This window comes from Vaccinium witches'-broom phytoplasma str. VAC (assembly GCF_000309405.1).
Lineage (GTDB): Bacteria > Bacillota_I > Bacilli_A > Acholeplasmatales > Acholeplasmataceae > Phytoplasma.
This window is the reverse complement of sequence record NZ_AKIN01000028.1, coordinates 1-1,463: the sequence shown is the minus strand read 5'-3', so window position 1 is coordinate 1,463 and position 1,463 is coordinate 1. Positions and strand designations below refer to the sequence as shown.

Here is a 1,463-nt window from a genome sequence, read left to right as displayed (position 1 = left end):
CATACTTATTAGTTTTTGCACTTATTACTATCCTTTTTAATTCAATGATACATCAACTATCCATAAACAAACTACTGAAAAGAAATTAATAAAATTTATATTGATATTTGTTACTTTCTTTCTCCTCAATTTAAGCAAGATTTGAAAAAAACTGTTTCCCTTTCTAATATTATTAGAAATATTGAAACAAGTAAAAAGAAAGCTCGTTATAAAGCTATTCATAATTTTTATCAAGAAAATAAATTAAGTTTTTTAACTTTAACCTTACCAAAACACAATGCTAATGGTTCTCTTTCTAAAGAGGTCTTAAATTTAAATAAAATCGAACCTTTAAGCAAATTATTTATGAAAAAATTAAGACAAGAAATGAAAATTTATTTAAAACAAAAATTAAATTATTCTCCCTCTAAAATTAAATATTTTATGAAAAAAACTTTTAAATCTTTAAAAGTTACTCAAATTCAAAAAAGTAAAGTTATTCATTTTCATTTTTTATTTAACGTTAATTTATTAAAAATGTTTGGCTATGATAATAAAGTAATGTTTCAAAGAAAAGGACTTTTATTTAATACTGAATTTTACCAAAATTCCCAATATTATCAAAAAAACCAAGCTAAATATAATACTCATAATGGTTGGTTTTTTCAACAAAATAAGAATCTTATTATCCCTTTAGTGACGAAATGGTGGGCTGATATTGTTAATCATCATTTACCAAATTTAAAAAAATTAAATCCTCGTTCTCAAAATCTTCAAATTTTTACTAAAGGCAAGAACAACCAAACTATTAAACAAGAAATTAATGAATGTTTTTTGAAAACAACTACTATCAAAAATAATTTCGCTGATATAGTTAGTAATTATGTCACTAAATATTCCTCTGGTTTAACTATTAATGAAATGTCTAAAATGATTGTTAAAAATAATCGTTTATTTGTTGGTAAAAGATTATTTCAATTCTCTTTGAGTTGCCAACCTTGTCCTATTAAAAAAACAATTAAATACTTGCCTTTTGATTTAACACAACAATCTAAAGAATTAACAGCCTTTTATTTCCAAGATATCTTAAATTTTAAAAAAGAACATATTTTTACTCATTTATTAAAAAATCATATATTAAGAATTAATGGTTATAAAGGAATTAAAAACGACCAAGGTTTAACTTTTTTTCATCAAAATCAAACTCTTTTTTCTCAAAAATATCGTCAATTTTTAGGAAAAACCGCCACTTTTTATTTTACTGCTTATTATTCCGCTACTCCTTTTGATAGCTTAAAAGCAAGAAAAAAATATTTATTAATGTTAGAAAGTTTAAATCATATCTTTCATTTGAATCAATTCAAACAACATCAACCTTTAAAAAATAATCATGATAAAATCAAATATTATACTCAATTTCATAATTATATCGACCCCTTAACACAAAGGTTATCTTGTTAAACTCTTTATCATCAATTATTAAT

At 22.3% G+C, this 1,463-nt stretch carries 1 protein-coding gene; it reads left to right on the top strand.

Annotation, left to right across the window (positions count from 1 at the left end):
* Positions 1-141: 141 nt before the first annotated feature.
* On the top strand, positions 142-1,440 hold the full coding sequence (locus RI68_RS00860) for a hypothetical protein (RefSeq protein WP_017193372.1): 1,299 nt from the start codon (positions 142-144) through the stop codon (positions 1,438-1,440).
* The last annotated feature ends 23 nt before the right edge of the window (positions 1,441-1,463 follow it).